Raw genomic sequence first — 17,501 nt, forward strand, 5'->3', positions numbered from 1 at the left:
TGCTTAGCGGTAGTCGAAGGACTAGAAGGACTACGGGATATGCACAGGACCACGACCCAGGACTGTGGAACACCGAGCAGCAGGACCCAGCAGAAGAGAGAACCGCGGCCGTCGGATGTCCGGCGGCCGAGCTGAACGGGGATCCAGGTGTCAACCGCCATAGCTGTCACCAGTCATGACCTGGTGCTGCCTCCCACCGACCAGCAGACGCCCCCGGCGGCCCTGCTGCAGGCGCCCGGTGCCCAGCCTCTGGAGGCTGCGCTCGCGGACATGCAGGTCCTGGTGGAGCAGCACGGTTATGTCGTCGCTGTCTACCCCGCCTCCATCCCGGTGGCGCACGAACAGCGGCTGCACACAGTCCGTTCCGTCCTGGAGAGCGACCGCATCGCCCTGCTCAAGATGGATCTTCCGCCGCTGGGACTCGCCGTACTCGTCCGGCAGCTACGGCAGTTGTCCATCTGCGACTTCAGCGCCGGCGTCGTCGCGTCGGCCGCCCGGCTGCTCTCCCACTACATCCACGCCGGTGGCCTGCTGAACTCGGTCACCAAGCTCGACCGTGTCCCGGTCAGCCTCAAGTCGCACGCCAAGTCCTGGGTGCCGGGCTCGCAGTTCGGCGTCCTCGCCAACCCCGACCCCCAGTTGATCAAGATCGGCAACGGTGAGCTGACCGGACCCGAATTCGGCACGCAACTTCTGGTCGGAAAGGGGCAATTGCAGTCGGACTGGGTGACCGCGACCCTCGCTCCCGCATGGCGGGTGCAGGGGGTGCAGGAGATTCCGCTTCTCACGGATTCACCGCGCTGGTGGGGTACGTCCAAGATGATTGAATTCGCCGCGTATCTGCCGGACATCTCCGTTCTCTACCAGCTGGTCTCATCCGTACGGCGAGAGGTGTGTTCCTGGTGCGGTCTCGAACTCATCGGTGATCGGTGCGGGTTCTGTTCCGCACCGCTGCCCCCGGCTGAGAACCAAACACACGGTTCAGGTGTCTTGAACCAAGGAACTTCAACGCGCCACGGGTCGTAACCCGCCTGCCAGGCGGTCCCCACGGCCCGGCGGCGGCGGTCCGCCCCAGCTCCCGTGCCCGCCCAGTCAGTCCCCGCCCCACACGTCTTCGAACGAGGTTGTCCCGCTCATGAATTCACGGCAACGCCGCGGCATCATCCTTCTGCTCCTCTCCGTCCTCTGCGCCTTCGGCGCCTTCGCCGGTGTGCTCTCGGTCATCAGTGACGTGAATTCGAAGGTCGGACCCGAGGTGCCCGCGTACCGGCTGAAGGCGGACGTCGCTCCGTACACCGCGCTCGAAGAGGGGCAGTTCGAGAAGATAGAGATGCCCAAGCGCTGGCTGTCCGACAACGCGGTCACCGACCTCGCGGTCGTCAACGGCAAGATCGCGGTCACCCAGCTCAAGAAGGGGTCGCTGCTCCAGGACGACATGATCGTCAAGCGCCCCGCGCTCGCCAACGACGAGCAGGAGATCGCGATCATGATCGACGCCGCGACCGGCGTCGCGGGCAAGATCAACGCGGGCGACCTGGTCAACATCTTCGCCACCTTCGCCGCCGAGAACGAGGGCCAGGACGCGCAGTCCCGGATCATCGTGCCCAACGCCAAGGTCATCGACGTCGGTTCGCTGACGCCGCTGGAGCCGAAGGAGGACGACCGGGGCAGCAGCACCGGACCGCGTTCGGCCGTCCCGATCACCTTCGCCCTCAAGACCAAGGACGCCCAGCGCGTCGCCTACGCCGAGTCCTTCGCGCAGCACGTACGCCTCGCTCTGCTCCCCGACGACAGCCCCACCACGCTGCGTCCCGGCGAGGGCACCTACACCCTTGAAGGGGACAAGTGAGGGACGAATGACGACCAGAATCCTTCCGGTCGTCGGTGACGCCGACGCCGCCAGATCCATCACCACCCTGCTCAGCCAGCTCCCCGACGCGGAGCCGGCCGGGCCGGTTGGTGACTCGACCTCGCTGATCGACACCCTGGCCAGGCTGGCCGCGGAGTCGATCGACGAGCTGCCGGAAGTCGTTCTGGTACATGAGCGGATCGGTCCCGTCCCAGCCCTTGAGCTGATCCGGGAGGTGGCCCTGCGCTTCCCGGCGGTCGGGGTCATTCTGGTCACCGCCGACGCGAGCCCCGGCCTCTTCTCGGCCGCGATGGATTCGGGCGCGCGCGGACTGGTCGGACTCCCCCTCTCGTACGAGGAACTCGCCCAGCGCGTCCAGGCCGCCGCGGCCTGGTCCGTGGGTGTACGGCGGCACCTCGGCCACGGCGGCGACGTGTTCACCGGTCCCGGTGGCACCGTCGTCACGGTGAGCGGGGCGAAGGGCGGCGTCGGTACGACGGTGGCCGCCGTCCAACTCGCCCTCGCCGCCAAGGCGTCGGGCATGACGGTGGCGCTCGCCGACCTGGACCTCCAGGCCGGCGACATCGCCTCCTACCTGGACGTGCAGTTCCGCCGCTCGATCGTGGACCTCGCCACCATCCAGGACATCTCGCCCCGCGTACTCCAGGACGCGGTCTTCACCCACCACACCGGCATCGCGCTGCTGCTCGCGCCGGGCGAGGGGGAGCGGGGCGAGGAGATCAACGACCGGTCCGTACGACAGATCGTCAGCGCCCTGCGCAACCGCTACGAGGTCGTGATCATCGACTGCGGTACGCAGACGACGAGCGCGAACGCGGCGGCGATCGAGATGGCAGACACCACCCTGCTGGTGACCACGCCGGACGTGGTGGCGGTACGGGCGGCCAAGCGCATGGTCAAGCTCTGGGACCGGCTGCAGATCCGCAAGGCGGAGGAGACGACGATCGTGGTGAACCGCTACATGCGGAACACCGAGATCCAGCCGCCGCTGATCGAGAAGATCACCAGCACGAAGGTGTCGCGGGTGGTCATCCCGGCGAACTTCAAGGAGCTGCACGCGGCGGTCGACGCGGGCAGGATGCAGGACCTGGAGTCCAAGTCGACGGTGAAGCAGGCTCTGTGGGGGCTCGCGGGGGAGCTTGGACTGGTGAAGGTTCCCGAGGGCGGGGAGAAGCAGGGGAAGTTCAAGGGGGACCGGGGCTCGGTCGGGGTGCGCCGTGGACGGACGAAGTCGTAGGCCGTAGAGCCGTAGGGAAGACCGCAGGCCGACACGGCCGACGAGCTGAGGGGGCACGTTGAACCATGAACCATCCAGCGACAGACCGAACTGCCGAGGGCACAGCGGTGACCGGGACATACGCTGACCGGTCGCGGCACCGAGCAGGCCCGCGCCGGGGGCGCACGTACGACGACCGCGGTCAGACCGCCGTCGAGTTCACCGGCCTGGTCCCGCTCATCCTGGCCACGCTGATCCTGCTCTGGCAGGGCGCGCTCGTCGGGTACACCTTCTCCCTCGCGGGCAACGCGGCCGACGAGGCGGTACGGGCCGCGACGGTGGCCGACCCCGTCAGCACGCGGCTCCAGGAGTGCAAGGACGCCGTGAACGAGGATCTTCCGGACGCGTGGGACATCGGCGAGATCGACTGCTGGGCCGACGGCGACGTGGTCAAGGCGGAGGTCAAGCTCAACATTCCGATCCTCTTCCCCGGCTTCAACGTCGACGTCGACGTCACCGGTGACGCCGCCGCGGTGAGGGAGAGCTGACCATGATGAATCGAATACTCCGTGGCACGCGCCCCGTACGGGGCGACAGGCGCGACAGGCCCGACAGGCGAAAGCGGCCCGACAAGGGCCAGGCGGCCATCGAGTTCGCAGGCATCATCTTCATCCTGCTCATCGCCGCCCTCGCCGCCATCCAACTCGGCCTCGCCGCCTACGCGGTGCAGCAGGCCGGTACGGCGTCCCGAACGGCGGCCCGCGCCGCCTCGCAGTACGACAACGACTGGCGGGACGTCGGAAAGTCCGCGGTGAGCGACTGGCTGGCCGACGGCGACGGCACGTCGTTCGAAACGCCCGACTACGGCACCGACGACGTCAAGATCACGGCCGTCGTCGAAGTCCCGTCGATACTGCCGCTCTTCACGTTCGACCCGGCCAAGAGGAGCACCACCATGCCGATGGACTGACACCCCACCGGCCCGGCGCGCGTCCTGACCGGAGCCAGCACGCACCACCCGAGCATCACACCAGCACCATCTGGGAGTTGAGGACATGAGCCTGAGGGCGCGCATCAGCAGCCCCGAGCCGGCGAACGGACGCAGCGAGGAGAGCCTGCTCGTCGGCGTCTACCGGGCCAAGCTCCTTGAGGAGATCGACCTCGCGGAGATGTCCGCGCTGGCCGCGGCCGAGCGCCGCGCCAGGCTCGAACGCGTCCTCGGCCACATCATCAGCCGCGAGGGTCCCGTCCTGTCCTCCGGCGAGCGCTCCCAGCTCATCCGCCGCGTCGTCGACGAAGCCCTTGGCCTCGGCATCCTGGAACCCCTGCTCGAAGACGCCTCCATCAGCGAGATCATGGTGAACGGCCATGAGCAGGTCTTCGTGGAGCGCAGCGGCCGGCTGGAGATGCTGCCGATGCGGTTCACCTCCAACGAACAGCTGATGCAGACCATCGAGCGCATCGTCTCCACCGTCAACCGCCGCGTGGACGAGGCGAATCCGATGGTGGACGCGCGACTGCCGTCCGGCGAGCGTGTCAATGTCATCATCCCGCCGCTCTCCCTGAGCGGGCCCATTCTCACGATCCGGCGCTTCCCGCGCGCGTTCACCCTCCAGGAGATGATCGGACTCGGCTCGCTCGACGAGCAGATGATGATCCTCCTCTCCGGTCTGGTCCGCGCGAAGTTCAACGTGATCGTCTCCGGGGCCACCGGCACCGGAAAGACGACCCTCCTCAACGCCCTGTCCGGCCTCATCCCGGCCGGTGAACGCATCGTCACCATCGAGGACTCCGCCGAACTCCAGCTTCAGCAGCCGCACGTGATCACGCTGGAGACCCGCCCCGCCAACGTGGAGGGCAAGGGTCAGGTCACCATCCGCGACCTCGTCCGCAACTCCCTGCGTATGCGCCCCGACCGCATCATCGTCGGTGAGGTCCGTGGCGGTGAGACGCTCGACATGCTCCAGGCGATGTCCACCGGTCACGACGGTTCGCTCGCGACCGTCCACGCCAACAGCGCCGAGGACGCGCTGATGCGACTCCAGACCCTGGCCTCCATGTCGGAGGTCGAGATCCCGTTCGTGGCGATCAAGGACCAGATCAACAGCGCCGTCGATGTGATCGTGCAGCTGACCAGGCACGCCGACGGCTCCCGCCGGCTCACCGAGATCGCCATCGTCGACTCGCACGGCCGTGAGGAGTACCGGATCGTGTCGGTCTGCCGCTACCTCGCCCAGCCCATGACCACGGACGGGCAGGTCAAGGGTCACTTCGAGTACTACCCCCTGCCCCGCCGGATCGCGGAACGCCTCTACATGCGGGGGGAAGCCATTCCACCCGCCTTCGGCGTCGCCGAGTCCGAGGAAGACCTGGCCCTCCGCAAGGCGATCACCTGATGCCGGTCCCCGACCACAGCCCCTGCCCACCGCTCACCGAGAAGGTCCCCGCACGACATGGATAATCTCCCGCTCCTGACGATCGGCATCACACTGCTCACGTGTGTGCTCGGCGTCATCGGCGTGCACGTCTACGCGTCGGGCAAGGCCCAGCGCGAGGCGCTCGTCGAGCGAATGTCCCACACGGGGCAGATAATGACGGCCGGTCGACAGCGCCGCTTCGGGGCCTTCGACCGCCGCCTGCGCAAGACGGCCCTCGGCAAGCGCGTCGAACGCAAGATCACGGTGACCGGCCTCGATCTGACACCGGGCGAATACCTGGTCTACATGGCGGCCGGTCTGCTGGGCCTCTACTTCATCATCGGCGCCATCTTCGCCTCGTTCTTCGGGGTACTGGCCGCGCTGGTGGGCCTCTGGGGCGGAAACGCGTTCCTCAACTGGCAGCGGGTCAAGCGCACCGAAGCCTTCATCAACCAGCTGCCCGAACTGACGCGCGTGCTCGCCAACGCCACACAGGCGGGTCTCGCGATGCGTACGGCGCTGGTGATGGCGTCGGAGGAGCTGGAGAATCCCGCGGGTGAGGAGCTGCGCAGGGTCGCCGACCAACTGGCGGTCGGTCATACGCTGGACGACGCCCTGGACGAGCTCGCCGAACGGCTGCCGTCCCGTGAACTCGTCGTGCTCGTCACCACACTGGTGCTCTCCAGCCGTGCGGGCGGCCAGATCGTGACCTCCCTGCGGAACCTCACGGAGACGCTCGAAGAGCGCAAGGAGACCCGGCGCGAGGTCAAGACCGTGCTCTCCCAGATCCAGGTCACCGCCCTCGCGGTGCCCCTGATCGGTCTGGGCTTTCTGCTGCTCATCAACAACATGACACCCGGCGCGCTGGACAAGATGACCGGTTCGACGCTGGGGCAGGTCGGCACGATCGTCTCCTTCGCGCTCTACGCCGTCGGTCTCTTCCTCATCCGGCGCATGTCCCGGATCCAGGTCTGAGAAAGGGAGGGCACGCACATCATGGGACTTCTGCTTTCCGCCCTCATGGGACTCGCCATCTACGGTGTTTTCCACGGCGTCCGCCTCTACCGGGCCGACGCCAAACTCCCCGGTGACCTCGCCATCGCCCTGGAGGTCGGCTCCACCCGGACCACCGCCGTCGGCTCCGGCATCGACCGGATGGGCATGCGCTACGCCCCCTCGGTCCTGCGCATGATGGGGCCCAAGCGCGTCGACGCCATTCGCCGCCGCCTCGACATGGCCGGCAACCCCGGCGGCATGACGGTCGACCGCTATGCCGCGCGGCGCGCGGTGTACGGCTTCCTCGGCGGCTTCGCCTGCTTCGCGCTGGTGATCCGCGGCCAGCTGCCGCTGGGGGTCTTCGCCCTGGTCTACGGCTTCTTCTGGACCGACGTCATCATCCGGGCCGCGATCCGCAAGCGCCGCGACGACATCGAGCGCACGCTGCCGGACTTCCTGGACGTCCTCGCCGTCGTCGTCTCCGCGGGCCTCGGATTCCGCCAGGCCCTGGAGCGTGTCGCGGAGAGGTACAAGGGGCCCTGGTCGGACGAACTGCGCATCACCCTGCGCCAGATGGACATGGGTGTCAGCCGCCGGGAAGCCTTCGAGCACCTGCGCCGGCGCAACGACTCCGACCAGGTCTCGATGTTCGTCACCGCTCTCCAGCAGGGCGAGGAACTCGGTGCGCCCATCGTCGACACCCTGATCCAGATCGCCAACGACATGCGGCGCACCGACTCGCAGAACGCCCGCCGCAACGCCGCGAAGGCCGTTCCGAAGACCACACTCGTCGTCACGATGGTCATGCTCCCGGCGACGATGATCCTCATCGTTCTCAGTTTCTACTACGGTTCCGGAGTCGACTTCGGAAACATCCTCGGCTGACCAGACCCATGCCGGACCGAGCGCAGTTCACCGACAATCGAGCGGGAGGTGAGTCCCCATGACCCCGAGAATCGCCATCCTCAAAGGCGGCATCAGCAACGAACCCATAGGTTCCGCCGCTGCGGCGCCCTCTCGTATGCCGTCACTGCCGATTCAGATCAACGCCCTCCAGGCGCTGTGCCGTCAGGTCTTCGGCTTCCGGCTGGCGATGATCGCGCTCGCGTCCCCGTTCGCGCTGCAACGGACCGCACCCGGTCTCGCCACCTGGCTCGTCGCCTCCGCCGTGATAGCCACCTTCATGGTGTCGTACCTGCTGTTCCGCGACTGGGAGCGGTTCGGGCCCATCCTTCTGCGGCATCCGGTACTGCTTGCGGCGGACACGATGGTCGGCGCGCTGCTGCTCATCACCGCTTCCCCGGACTCGACACTCGCGTACGTCACCATCTGCACCCCGCTGCTGGCAGGGCTGGTCTACGGCTGGGGCGGCGCCGCGCTGTTCGCGGTCCTCCAGGGCCTGATCGTGGCGGGTGCCTACGCCGTCAACTCCGAGGTGGAGGCGGGATTCAGCGCCCTTCTGCTCCCCGGTCTGTGCGTCATCGCCGGTTCCGTGGGCAGCACGCTGCGCAATCTCATGATGGGCTTCGGCACCGCCAGCCAGGCGCTCACCGAGGCCCGCGCCCGGCTCGCCGTCACCGGCGCGGTCGAGGAGGAACGGGCCAGGCTCGCCCGCGAGATGCACGACTCGGTGGCCAAGACCCTGCACGGTCTGGCGATGGCCGCCGACGGACTCGCCAGCACGGCCGACCGCATGGACCCGCTCACGGTCAAGCACCAGGCGGAACTCGTCGCGCGCTCGGCCCGCCGCGCCGCCGCCGAGTCCCGCGAACTCCTCTCCGACCTGCGCCGGGAGTCCGGCCTGGACGGCGGAGTCGACGTCGTCGCCGAACTCCGGGCACGCACCGAGGACTTCACCCGGCGCCATGGCGTCCAGGCGTCCTTCCGCCAGCTCGGCGAGACGGCGATGCCGCCCGTCCCGCACGCCGTCGCCAGACACGCCCTGACCATCGCCACGGAGGCCATGGAGAACGCGCAGCGGCACGCGCACCCGACGTACGTCGACGTGTCGGCGGGAGTGGTACGCGACGTGCTGCGCATCAGCGTGTACGACGACGGGAAGGGCCTGCCCGAGGGCACCTCGCTCGAAGACCTCAGACGGGCGGGCCACTTCGGGCTCGTCGGCATGGTGGAGCGCGCGGCGTCGATCGGGGCCCGGATCCGTATCGGCAGAGGCCGGGCGGCGAAGGGCACGGAAGTACGGCTGGAACTCTCGCTCAACGCACTGGGCCTGTCGCGCGACGGACAGCCGCAGCAGCCCGCACCCATGCTCAACTGACCCGGAACACACCCACTCACCCACCGTTCCCACCCATGGAGAGGAGGCCGCAGCCATGCCGGACGACGTCTCACGCAGTTCCGGGCAGCACTGGACGCAGCAGTCGCACGTATCGCAGCACTCGTCCTCGCACGCCACACCGCTCAGCTCGGAGCACACCGCAGGAGTCCCCGCGCCAGCACCGCCGGCGGCATCCGGAGGATTCCCCGCCCTGCCAGGACCGATGCCCACGGCGCCGGCGCTGCGTGTCGTGGTCGCCGACGACAACCCGGTCGTACGGGCAGGTCTGACCGTCCTGCTGTCGGGCCGCGACGACATCGAGGTCGCCGCGGAGGCGGCGGACGGCCGCCAGGCGTACGAGCAGACCGTTCAACACCGCCCGGACGTCGTCCTGTTGGACGTCCGAATGCCGGGTGTCGACGGGATCTCCGCGCTGCCGCACCTGGTCCGGCTCGCGCCGGTCCTGATGATGACGTACAGCCGCGAGAGCGAGATCGTCCACGAGGCGTTGCGGCTCGGCGCGGGCGGATATCTCGTCCACGGTGAGTTCACGGCCGACCAACTGGTCGCCGCCGTACGGGACATCAAGCAGGGCCGGGCCCACTTCACGCACTCCGCCTCCAGCGCCCTGCTGGCGAGCGTGCGGGACGGCGGGGGAGCGGATCCGGGCTCCGGGGCGTTGCCCGAGGGACTCGGTACGGCGTTCACCGGCCCCGGCTACCAGCCCGCGCAGCCCGGTCATTCGTCTGCGAACGCACACGCCGGTCATGGGCATCCGCCCTACGTTTCTCCGACAAATCGGCAAGTAGCACCCGGCGATCGGGAGTTGCAGTCGCAACAATTTGCTCCAGGGTCTTCGCTTTCGCAAGCGAATGTGGCACATTCATCTCATGGACAGGCGGCGCCGGGGATGCCCGGCACGGCCGGGGCGACCGGATCACCGGAGGGCCTTTACTCGGAGCTGAGCCAGCGGGAGGTGGAGATCATGGACCTGATCGCATCAGGTATGACGAATCAGCAGATCGCCTCCGCCTGCTTCATCAGCCAGAAGACCGTCAAGAACCACATCAATCGCATCTTCGCCAAACTGAACGCAGGGAGCCGGGGCGAGGCAATCGCCTTCTGGCACGGGGCACGAGGGGGGTCGGCCGGTCGTGGCTGAGCGTGCTGAGGCCCTTGGGGGCCGTGGTAACGAGGAGGGGAGGGCCCAGCCGGCCGGTTGGGTCCGGGGTTGGGTCTCCAGGCCCATGTCGTGGGGTGCCCTGCCCCCGTACGTTTCTCATGTCGCCAGCGAGTCCGGCCGGGAGGAAGCCGGAAGCGCGAGTGACACCAAGGATTCGTACGAGTCGGCCGGTTGTCGGCCGGCCGACACACAAGGGGAATCTCATGTCGAACATCACGCTGAAGGCCGCCACCAACGCCAAGCTCTACGTCGGCACCTGGGCGAACACGGCCGTCACGGCGATGAAGCGCCGGAGCGACAAGGGCCAGGGCGCGGTCGAGTACGTGGGCGTCATCGTGCTGGTGGCGCTGATCATCGCCGCGATCGTGGGCTCGGGCGTCGACGAGTCGATCTCCGAGGGCCTGTCGAACACCGTGGACGAGATTCTTGGCGGGGGCGAGTGACCCGACGCAGCACCCGTGAGACAGGGCAGGCCGCTCCCATCTACATCACGATGGTGGCGAGCCTGCTCTTTCTCGCGCTCGCGTTCTTCGCGGTCGGCCAGGCCGGCGCCACACGTAACGGCGCCCAGGCCGGGGCCGACGCGGCAGCGTTGGCGGCGGCCCAGGAATCCCGGGAGCAGTTCGGGATCGAGCTGCTCGCCAACTTCTTCACCCCCGGCTATCTCGACGACGTCTTCAACGGCAGTCCGTCCGGCCCCTTCGTCGGCTGTGCGGCGGCCCGGAACCTCGCCGACAAGAACGACGTGGTGGTGAAGCCGAACGGATGCAATTCGGCGGGCGGTGCCCGATGGGGTTTCACCGTGGATGTCAGGACCCGGGAACCCATGGGCGATAGCATCCTGCCCGGCACCGAGGACAAGCGCGCCGAGGCCACGGCCACGGCGGTCGTCGTCCCTCGTTGCACGTTCAAGCCGGCGGAGGAAGACGGTGAGCAGGGAGAGGACTCCGAGCCCGATGAGGGCGAGGAGGAGAAGCCCACGCTGCCTGGTGAACTCGTCTGTGACGGCAGGGGCCTCGACCTGGACCCCGAGGATCTGGTGTTGCCGGACATGTCTGTCCTGTTCTCCGTCCGACTGGCCGAGGACTGACCGCGAGTGAACGCAAAGGATCAACACTGATGAATATGCGGCATGGAACGAAGGCCCGGAGGGCCGCGGGTTGCGCCCTCGCGGCACTGGCGCTGACCGTGTCTCTGACAGCTTGTGGCAGCGGCGACGACGGCGCGAAGGACGACGGCTCGTCGTCGTCCGCCCCGAGCGGGGACAAGCCCAAGGACGGCGGTGGCGGCAGCATGGTGCCGGACACCAGCCAGACCCTTGCCACCATCAACGGCAACGACGGCATCCAACTGGTCGTGCACACCGCCGTCCGTGACGACGACGGGTTCCTGACGGTGACCGGGACGCTCAAGAACACCACGGACGATCGCGTGGGCGCCCCGATCTCCTGGAACGGCGACGAGAGTCAGGTCCGGCGGACCGGCAGGTCGCTGGCGGGCCTGACGCTGGTGGACAAGCAGGAGAAGAAGCGCTACTTCGTGCTGCGGGACACCGAAGGCTATCCGCTGACCACGACGGGCATCTCCTCCCTGAAGGCCAACGAGAGCATCGGCGTCTTCGCTCAGTTCCCGGCGCCGCCGGAGAGCACCACACAGGTCGATTTCCTGATGCCCGCCATGCCCGCCGCGACGATTGAGATCTCGTGATGGCTGCGACCGCACGCAGGAGCCGGGCGTACGCCCGGCCCGCGGCCACCGCCATCGCCGCGGCTGTCCTGTTCACCAGCGTGCAGTTCACGATGGCCACGGGCGCGTCCGCCGACGAGGCGCCGAGCACCCCGCCCGGCACCGAAGCGACGTCACCGCCGCCCGAGGTCAACGGCGAGTCCTCAGGTCTCAAGCTCCGGGACGGCGCGACGCTCGCCGAGGCGAGGGTGCTTCCCATCATCTCGGTCGTCGAGTCGGAGGGAGGCGAGGAGCGCCGCGAGGACACCAGCGAGACGGTGAAGTTCGCCCTCCAGTCCGAGGTTCTCTTCGGCAAGGACAGCGCGAAGCTCTCCAGCGCCGCGAACGCCCGTATCGCCGCGGTGGCCGATGAGATCGAGAAGCAGGGCGCCAAGAAGGTCCGCGTCTTCGGCTTCACCGACAACCTGGGTTCGTCCGCCCACGGCGACGTCCTCTCCAAGCAGCGCGCGGAAGCCGTGCACGGAGTCCTGGAGAAGGAGCTGACCGCCGCCGGCATCACGTACGAGATCCGGGGTTACGGCGAGCAGTACCCGATCGCCGACAACAGCAACGAAGAAGGCCGCAAGAAGAACCGCCGCGTGGAGATCTCCTTCCCGCGCGGTGAGGCGGACAGCTCCCAGAGCTGATCCACCGCTCCCGTGCCGCAACCTCACGGCCGGTGTCGCAGGGAAGTCTCCTGCGACACCGGCCGTGCTGTTGTCGCGGGCCGCCGCCGTACAGGAAGCCAGGGCCCAATCGGCCGGTTGGGCCCGGAGTTGGGCCTTGGGGCCCATGCCGGGGGGTCCGGTGGCGCCGTATGTTTCTCATGTCGCCAGCGAGTCCGGCCAGGAGGAAGCCGGAAGCGCGAGTGACACCAAGGATTCGTACGAGTCGGCCGGTTGTCGGCCGGCCGTCACACCAGGGGGAAATCTCATGTCGAACATCACGCTGAAGGCCGCCACCAACGCCAAGCTCTACGTCGGCACCTGGGCCAACACCGCCGTCACCGCCCTGAAGCGCCGCAGCGACAAGGGCCAGGGCGCGGTCGAGTACGTCGGCGTCATCGTCCTGGTCGCGCTGATCATCGCCGCGATCGTCGGCTCGGGCGTCGACGAGTCGATCTCCGAGGGCCTTTCGAACACCGTGGACGAGATCCTTGGCGGCGGAGAGTAACCCCCCACGATCTCCGCAGAGCAGGCCCGCCGACATGGGTGATCCCATGACGGCGGGTCTTCTCTTGTGCTATGAGCCCTTGTTGGGCCCTGGGGCCCATGACCCGAGCCGAGTCGGAGTCGTACTGTCGCGCGTATGTTGTCATCGGGGGTAGTACGTCGGGTTCGTCAGATCCGTCGTCGAGCGAGGCGGGTTCTGCCGCGTACCGACGTTCGGTTGTTGGGTGCGTTGCGTTGGTCGCAGCGTGGTCAGGGGGCGATCGAGTATGTGGGCCTGGTTGTCGTGGTGGCGGCGATCGTGGGTGCGTTGGTGGGTACGGGGGTGGGGCCGGCGCTGGCTGATGGGATCAGTACGCAGGTCTGCAAGATCACTGGCGGTGGCAACTGCGGTGGTGGCAGTGACACGGTCGCCGAGGACGACGCGGACGACGCGGACGACCAGGGCGGTGCGGACGATCCAGCCTCGGACGGTCGCGAGGGTGGCGACGGTGGTGGGAAGTCGCAGGCGGAGCTGGATTACGAGGCCGCGCTGAAGGAGTTGCAGGACGCTCAGGCGGCTGAGAAGAGTGACAGCGACAAGGCGAAGGAAGCGGCGAAGGAGCTTGCGAAGATCCTTGCCGATGAGCTGGGCATCACGGATGCGCTGGACTGCATCACCAAGGGCGACATGGGCGCCTGCACGGAGACTCTGATCAATGTGCTGCTCAGCATCGTCGGTGGTGCGGTGGGGAAGTTGGCGGCGAAGTACGGCGCTCCGTGGAAGTGGAAGAAGGCCGTTGAGCTGGTCAAGAAGCTCAAGAAGCACGGCGGGGACCTGTATGACGGTCTCAAGGGCCTGATCAAGAACCGTAAACGTGTCGACGACGCGGAGGACAAACTCGCCGACGCGAAGAAGAGACTCGACCAGGAGAACAAGGACAAACCCAAGGACGGCGACAAACCGGAGGACAAGCCGGAGTCCTGCGCCGTCAAGCACAGCTTCCTGCCCGGTACGCCGGTACTGCTCGCCGACGGTCGGCGTATGGCGATCGACAAGCTCCGAGTCGGCATGCGCGTCGTCGCCACCGATCCGGAGAGCGGTCGCACGCAGGCCCGCGCCGTCGAGCGGACCATCACCACGTACGACGACAAGGACTTCACGCGCCTGACAGTCCTCACGGACTCCGGCACCGACGTACTGACGGCGACCGACACACACCCCTTCTGGCTGACGGACCAGGGCCGCTGGGCGGACGCCGGTGACATCACCGCCGGGGACGACCTGCGTACGCCCGCCGGAACATCCGTGCAGGTCACGGCCGTTGACCGGTACACCAAGCGGCAGACCACGCACGACCTCACCATCAACGGCATCCACACGTACTATGTCGTCACCGGTGACACACCGGTCCTGGTGCACAACAACGACTGGTGCACCGACGAGGAGCGGCTCGAAGACGCCGGCGACATCGCCAACGGGCACGCGGACAGCAAGCACGCGAAGGATTTCCCCGGCGTTTCGGCGAAGGAACTCGGCGAGCTGGCCACCGACGTCATGAAGAATCCGTCGCGGACCAAGCCCCTCGGCAGCGGTCGGAAGGCATACCTCGGCAAGGACGGCACGACCATCGTGATTCATGACCCGATGCACCCGGACGGCGGGACCATCTTCCGCCGTGACCCGGGATCGCTGGAAGACTACTGGGCGGGGCTCGACTGATGTCCGGAAGCGAAGTGGCGGCGAGCGCACTGCTCGCCGAGGACGAGATCGCGCTGCTGCGGCGGGCCCTCCTGGAATGGGGTGGCCCCGCCCGCTGCGGCGACCAACTCGCCGTCGGCATGGGGTTCGAGAGCGAGCGCGACCTGCTCGACCAGTGCCCCCGGCTGCGGCGCGCGCTCGCCGACGACGTGCCTCTCGCCCCGGTCGACTGGGCGCGGATTCTGCTCGCCGTCGAGATCGTGTTCGTGAGCGACTTGGTGGGTACCGGCTTCGAGTGGTCGACGACCACCGGGCGCAGCGACGAGGCGACGATCAAATCGCTGCGGTCGATCCAGCGGAAGCTCGGACGGACCGTCAGACCGTATTACGGGGGCACTCCGAGCGACGCCTGACGTTACGTTCCCACGGGAACTGCACGGCCCATTCCCGAGTCCCTTATGAACAGAGGCCGACGTTCTGGGGGGGGAGTGGGTCGTGCGTCTTCTACGGCACAGGTTGCGCAGGGGGATTCTGCCGCGTACCGACGTTCGGTTGTTGGGTGCGTTGCGTTGGTCGCAGCGTGGTCAGGGGGCGATCGAGTATGTGGGCCTGGTTGTCGTGGTGGCGGCGATCGTGGGTGCGTTGGTGGGTACGGGGGTGGGGCCGGCGCTGGCTGATGGGATCAGTACGCAGGTCTGCAAGATCACCGGTGGTGGCAACTGCGGTGGGGGCAGTGACACGGTCGCCGATGACGAGGGCGATGAGGGTGGTGAGGAACTCCCGCCCGGTGGTACCGAGGACTCCGCTTCCGACGCCGGCGATGACGGTGGTGGGAAGTCGCAGGCGGAGTTGGACTACGAGGCCGCGCTGAAGGAGTTGCAGGACGCTCAGGCGGCTGAGAAGAGTGACAGCGACAAGGCGAAGGAAGCGGCGAAGGAGCTTGCGAAGATCCTTGCCGATGAGCTGGGCATCACGGATGCGCTGGACTGCATCACCAAGGGCGACATGGGCGCCTGCACGGAGACTCTGATCAATGTGCTGCTCAGCATCGTCGGTGGTGCGGTGGGGAAGTTGGCGGCGAAGTACGGCGCTCCGTGGAAGTGGAAGAAGGCCGTTGAGCTGGTCAAGAAGCTCAAGAAGCACGGCGGGGACCTGTATGACGGTCTCAAGGGCCTGATCAAGAACCGTAAACGTGTCGACGACGCGGAGGACAAACTCGCCGACGCGAAGAAGAAACTCGACCAGGAGAACAAGGACAAACCCAAGGACAACAAGCCGGACGCCTGCCCGGCCAACCACAGCTTCCTGCCCGGTACACCGGTGCTGCTCGCCGACGGGCGTCGCATCCCGATCGAGACCGTACGGACCGGCCAGTGGGTCACCGTCACCGAGCCGTCCAGTGGTCTGACCACCGCCCGTCGTGTCGTCCGCACCATCACCACGTACGACGACAAGGACTTCACCCGGCTGACGGTCCGCTCCGGCTCGGGCACCGCGGTCCTCACGGCCACCGACACCCACCCGTTCTGGCTGAGCGACCAGCGGCGCTGGGCGGACGCCGGTGACATCCGGCCGGGCGCGACGTTCCGTACGCCCGCCGGCGGGGCGCTCCAGGTCCTGGACGCCGACCGGTACACCAAGCGGCAGACCACGTACGACCTGTCCGTCGAGGGCATCCACACGTACTACGTGGGTGTCGGCGCCCAGGAAGCCCTCGTCCACAACAACGACCCGTGCGACAACCCGGACTACGACGAGGATCCGGACTACGGCATCACGGACAAGAAGCACGAGCAGATCGACAAGGACTACGGCGCCGACATCGCGGACGGTGTGGACTACAACGTCAAGCGCATCAAGTCCAAGGACCAGCCGGTGGAGGGCGAGACTCCCGAGGAGGCCGCGAAGCGGAAGAAGAACGCCGACGACCACATCATTCCGGGCACGAATGGCGATCCGACGAAGATGGCCGAGTACTTCGCGAAGTTCAAGGACAAGGAATTCACCCACCACGACGCCCGGCCGCCGGACCCGTCGCGGCCGAATTCCCAGTCGGACGCTCTCTACGATGACGAGAAGGGCGTCGTGATCCTCAAGAACGGCACGATGATCCACGGCTACAAAATGTCCCGTGCGGAGTTCGACCGTATTTACAGCAAGGGAGCGAAGCGCAACTGATGATCACCGAGGTGGAGATCCGGCGCGGCCGGGAGAACGGACAGTATGTCCTGATGGTGGACGACCGTCAGTTCCATCTGCTGCGCCGGGCGGTCCTCGTCTTCTCGTACCAGGAGGAGTCCGCGGCCGTCCGGGCACTGGTCACCGGCGGTGAGGACATCGCGCTGGCGGAGCCGCTCCAACTGGACGCGTCGTACGACGACGTGGTGCCTGGACCGGTGCGGCTGACGTTCGCGCAGCTCCACGCGGTGTACGGGATCCTCACGTCGCTGCCGACCGTCAACTGGGCCGAGGAGGAGTTCGTCGAGCGGGTCGGGGACTTCCGCGAGAGCGTCCTCGGGATGGCGCTTGTCCTGCGCTCGGGTCTGCTGCGCTCGGGGCTGCCGGTATGAGGAACCGGGTACCGGTCAGCCGTACCGGCAGCGGACTGGAAGTGCGCCTCACCCCTTCACAGCTCGAACTGCTGCGCCGCGCAGCGGAGGCGTTCGGCGCGCTGGTTCCCGACGCGGAGCAGCGGCGGTTCGTGCTGGGGGAGGGCGGTACGGGACTGGCGGCGCTGTTCACCGTCGAGCACGACCCGGACCACTCCCTGTCCCTGCCCGCGACGGAGGCCCAACTGCGTGCCGCACACGCGCTGTTGACGACGCTCCTGGCCATGGTCCCCTCGGAGCGTGCCTTCATGGAGCAGGTCGGCTTCTTCCGCGAGAACGCGGCGGGCGTGGCCCTCGGCCTGCGCCGCGGCGTCGCCGCGGCGGGATAGGTCCATGGACCCATGTGAGGCGGCGCGA

Annotated in this window: 20 protein-coding genes; all 20 read left to right on the top strand. The window is 67.6% G+C overall.

Annotation, left to right across the window (positions count from 1 at the left end; all coding sequences use genetic code 11):
* Positions 1–147 precede the first annotated feature (147 nt).
* Entirely contained in the window at positions 148–1,026 is an 879-nt protein-coding gene (locus tag ACIBLA_RS02110) for a hypothetical protein (RefSeq protein WP_363244593.1), read from the top strand.
* Positions 1,027–1,135: 109 nt separating this feature from the next.
* The gene (gene cpaB / locus ACIBLA_RS02115) at positions 1,136–1,849 is read left to right on the top strand and encodes a Flp pilus assembly protein CpaB (protein ID WP_363244594.1); all 714 of its coding nucleotides are present in this window, start codon (positions 1,136–1,138) and stop codon (positions 1,847–1,849) included.
* A 7-nt stretch (positions 1,850–1,856) separates the two neighbouring features.
* Entirely contained in the window at positions 1,857–3,107 is a 1,251-nt protein-coding gene (locus ACIBLA_RS02120) for an AAA family ATPase (RefSeq protein WP_363244595.1), read from the top strand.
* Between the two features lie 107 nt (positions 3,108–3,214).
* Complete coding sequence (locus ACIBLA_RS02125; protein WP_363244596.1) at positions 3,215–3,634, top strand: TadE family protein; 420 nt, start codon at positions 3,215–3,217, stop codon at positions 3,632–3,634.
* 2 nt (positions 3,635–3,636) lie between these two features.
* Positions 3,637–4,056: a TadE/TadG family type IV pilus assembly protein gene (locus ACIBLA_RS02130; RefSeq protein WP_363244597.1), complete on the top strand. Its 420-nt coding sequence runs from the start codon at positions 3,637–3,639 to the stop codon at positions 4,054–4,056.
* Between the two features lie 85 nt (positions 4,057–4,141).
* A complete protein-coding gene (locus ACIBLA_RS02135; RefSeq protein ID WP_363244598.1) occupies positions 4,142–5,482 on the top strand; it encodes a CpaF family protein in 1,341 nt (446 codons plus the stop codon).
* Between the two features lie 57 nt (positions 5,483–5,539).
* A complete protein-coding gene (locus ACIBLA_RS02140) occupies positions 5,540–6,478 on the top strand; it encodes a type II secretion system F family protein (RefSeq protein ID WP_363244599.1) in 939 nt (312 codons plus the stop codon).
* A gap of 21 nt (positions 6,479–6,499) precedes the next feature.
* Positions 6,500–7,384: a DUF5936 domain-containing protein gene (locus ACIBLA_RS02145; RefSeq protein ID WP_363244600.1), complete on the top strand. Its 885-nt coding sequence runs from the start codon at positions 6,500–6,502 to the stop codon at positions 7,382–7,384.
* 58 nt (positions 7,385–7,442) lie between these two features.
* A complete protein-coding gene (locus tag ACIBLA_RS02150) occupies positions 7,443–8,777 on the top strand; it encodes a histidine kinase (protein WP_363244601.1) in 1,335 nt (444 codons plus the stop codon).
* A 55-nt stretch (positions 8,778–8,832) separates the two neighbouring features.
* Positions 8,833–9,939, top strand: coding sequence for a response regulator transcription factor (locus tag ACIBLA_RS02155; RefSeq protein WP_363244602.1), 1,107 nt, complete (start codon positions 8,833–8,835; stop codon positions 9,937–9,939).
* A 224-nt stretch (positions 9,940–10,163) separates the two neighbouring features.
* The gene (locus ACIBLA_RS02160; RefSeq protein ID WP_363244603.1) at positions 10,164–10,403 is read left to right on the top strand and encodes a hypothetical protein; all 240 of its coding nucleotides are present in this window, start codon (positions 10,164–10,166) and stop codon (positions 10,401–10,403) included.
* A complete protein-coding gene (locus tag ACIBLA_RS02165) occupies positions 10,400–11,050 on the top strand; it encodes a pilus assembly protein TadG-related protein (protein WP_363244604.1) in 651 nt (216 codons plus the stop codon). The genes ACIBLA_RS02160 and ACIBLA_RS02165 overlap by 4 nt, the downstream gene beginning before the upstream one ends.
* A gap of 35 nt (positions 11,051–11,085) precedes the next feature.
* Positions 11,086–11,667 carry a hypothetical protein gene (locus ACIBLA_RS02170; protein ID WP_399197529.1) on the top strand — a complete coding sequence of 194 codons (582 nt, stop codon included), beginning with the start codon at positions 11,086–11,088 and terminating at the stop codon, positions 11,665–11,667.
* Positions 11,667–12,332 carry an OmpA family protein gene (locus tag ACIBLA_RS02175; protein WP_363244606.1) on the top strand — a complete coding sequence of 222 codons (666 nt, stop codon included), beginning with the start codon at positions 11,667–11,669 and terminating at the stop codon, positions 12,330–12,332. Before ACIBLA_RS02170 ends, ACIBLA_RS02175 begins: the two co-directional genes overlap by 1 nt.
* A gap of 286 nt (positions 12,333–12,618) precedes the next feature.
* Positions 12,619–12,858 carry a hypothetical protein gene (locus tag ACIBLA_RS02180; RefSeq protein ID WP_363244607.1) on the top strand — a complete coding sequence of 80 codons (240 nt, stop codon included), beginning with the start codon at positions 12,619–12,621 and terminating at the stop codon, positions 12,856–12,858.
* Positions 12,859–13,077: 219 nt separating this feature from the next.
* Positions 13,078–14,556: a polymorphic toxin-type HINT domain-containing protein gene (locus ACIBLA_RS02185; protein ID WP_399197530.1), complete on the top strand. Its 1,479-nt coding sequence runs from the start codon at positions 13,078–13,080 to the stop codon at positions 14,554–14,556.
* The gene (locus tag ACIBLA_RS02190) at positions 14,556–14,948 is read left to right on the top strand and encodes a hypothetical protein (protein WP_363246926.1); all 393 of its coding nucleotides are present in this window, start codon (positions 14,556–14,558) and stop codon (positions 14,946–14,948) included. The genes ACIBLA_RS02185 and ACIBLA_RS02190 overlap by 1 nt, the downstream gene beginning before the upstream one ends.
* Before the next feature lie 142 nt (positions 14,949–15,090).
* Positions 15,091–16,713 carry a Hint domain-containing protein gene (locus ACIBLA_RS02195; protein WP_399197531.1) on the top strand — a complete coding sequence of 541 codons (1,623 nt, stop codon included), beginning with the start codon at positions 15,091–15,093 and terminating at the stop codon, positions 16,711–16,713.
* The gene (locus ACIBLA_RS02200) at positions 16,713–17,105 is read left to right on the top strand and encodes a hypothetical protein (protein WP_363241755.1); all 393 of its coding nucleotides are present in this window, start codon (positions 16,713–16,715) and stop codon (positions 17,103–17,105) included. The genes ACIBLA_RS02195 and ACIBLA_RS02200 overlap by 1 nt, the downstream gene beginning before the upstream one ends.
* Complete coding sequence (locus ACIBLA_RS02205; protein ID WP_399197532.1) at positions 17,102–17,473, top strand: hypothetical protein; 372 nt, start codon at positions 17,102–17,104, stop codon at positions 17,471–17,473. Before ACIBLA_RS02200 ends, ACIBLA_RS02205 begins: the two co-directional genes overlap by 4 nt.
* Positions 17,474–17,501: the final 28 nt, after the last annotated feature.

Source organism: Streptomyces sp. NPDC050433, assembly GCF_044458565.1.
Lineage (GTDB): Bacteria > Actinomycetota > Actinomycetes > Streptomycetales > Streptomycetaceae > Streptomyces.

Bases quoted from the DNA above. Each gene is read 5' to 3' on its own strand.
- cpaB (WP_363244594.1), top strand. From the start codon at position 1,136: ATGAATTCACGGCAACGCCGCGGCATCATCCTTCTGCTCCTCTCCGTC.
- ACIBLA_RS02120 (WP_363244595.1), top strand. From the start codon at position 1,857: ATGACGACCAGAATCCTTCCGGTCGTCGGTGACGCCGACGCCGCCAGA.
- ACIBLA_RS02130 (WP_363244597.1), top strand. From the start codon at position 3,637: ATGATGAATCGAATACTCCGTGGCACGCGCCCCGTACGGGGCGACAGG.
- ACIBLA_RS02135 (WP_363244598.1), top strand. From the start codon at position 4,142: ATGAGCCTGAGGGCGCGCATCAGCAGCCCCGAGCCGGCGAACGGACGC.
- ACIBLA_RS02140 (WP_363244599.1), top strand. From the start codon at position 5,540: ATGGATAATCTCCCGCTCCTGACGATCGGCATCACACTGCTCACGTGT.
- ACIBLA_RS02145 (WP_363244600.1), top strand. From the start codon at position 6,500: ATGGGACTTCTGCTTTCCGCCCTCATGGGACTCGCCATCTACGGTGTT.
- ACIBLA_RS02150 (WP_363244601.1), top strand. From the start codon at position 7,443: ATGACCCCGAGAATCGCCATCCTCAAAGGCGGCATCAGCAACGAACCC.
- ACIBLA_RS02155 (WP_363244602.1), top strand. From the start codon at position 8,833: ATGCCGGACGACGTCTCACGCAGTTCCGGGCAGCACTGGACGCAGCAG.
- ACIBLA_RS02160 (WP_363244603.1), top strand. From the start codon at position 10,164: ATGTCGAACATCACGCTGAAGGCCGCCACCAACGCCAAGCTCTACGTC.
- ACIBLA_RS02170 (WP_399197529.1), top strand. From the start codon at position 11,086: ATGCGGCATGGAACGAAGGCCCGGAGGGCCGCGGGTTGCGCCCTCGCG.
- ACIBLA_RS02175 (WP_363244606.1), top strand. From the start codon at position 11,667: ATGGCTGCGACCGCACGCAGGAGCCGGGCGTACGCCCGGCCCGCGGCC.
- ACIBLA_RS02180 (WP_363244607.1), top strand. From the start codon at position 12,619: ATGTCGAACATCACGCTGAAGGCCGCCACCAACGCCAAGCTCTACGTC.
- ACIBLA_RS02190 (WP_363246926.1), top strand. From the start codon at position 14,556: ATGTCCGGAAGCGAAGTGGCGGCGAGCGCACTGCTCGCCGAGGACGAG.
- ACIBLA_RS02200 (WP_363241755.1), top strand. From the start codon at position 16,713: ATGATCACCGAGGTGGAGATCCGGCGCGGCCGGGAGAACGGACAGTAT.
- ACIBLA_RS02205 (WP_399197532.1), top strand. From the start codon at position 17,102: ATGAGGAACCGGGTACCGGTCAGCCGTACCGGCAGCGGACTGGAAGTG.